This is a genomic window from Bacillus sp. BML-BC051 (assembly GCF_019656175.1).
GTDB classification, from domain to species: Bacteria; Bacillota; Bacilli; order Bacillales; family Bacillaceae_G; genus Bacillus_A; species Bacillus_A mobilis.
In genome coordinates, this window is the sequence record NZ_BPLI01000211.1 from 1 (window position 1) to 550 (window position 550).

Here is a 550-nt window from a genome sequence, read left to right on the forward strand (position 1 = left end):
GCGTAACTATTAACGGTACTTCGGTTCCAAATGTTCGTCTAGAAACTAGTATTAATATTGGTTCTGTATCTGCAGGTACAGTAGCAACTATAACATTTCAAGCTCTCGTAACTTCTATTCTTTCAAACAGTACAATTATAAATTCTGCACAAGTTATCTCTGCTTTTCAATTGACTCCACAGGAACCAATTATTACTTTCATTGTAAATTCAAATATTGTTCGTTTACCAGTTCATCTTATAACTACAACAGTCACGAAAAATGTTTCCGTCAGCTAACTGCACTGTCTTTATTAACGGTGAACGCTCTCCACTAGAGAATCCGAATATCGATTTCCTAGTTGCCACTAATTTAGAGCCAAACGAAACAATTATCGTGTTATTCACAGTACAAGTAATAAGTCCACCTGTTAATAATGAGTTTAAAAATACGGCAAATATTTCGTTACAACTACAAGTCTCGCATACCGATCCACCAATTACAGTCACCGTTACAAGTAACGAGAACATCGTCACCTTTGTTTCAGAAAATCCAGTTGAAACACTTCCAA

At 35.6% G+C, this 550-nt stretch carries 1 pseudogene; it reads left to right on the forward strand.

From position 1 onward, the window contains the following. Positions 1-550: pseudogene (locus K5S59_RS29990) on the forward strand (hypothetical protein); the annotation flags it as partial.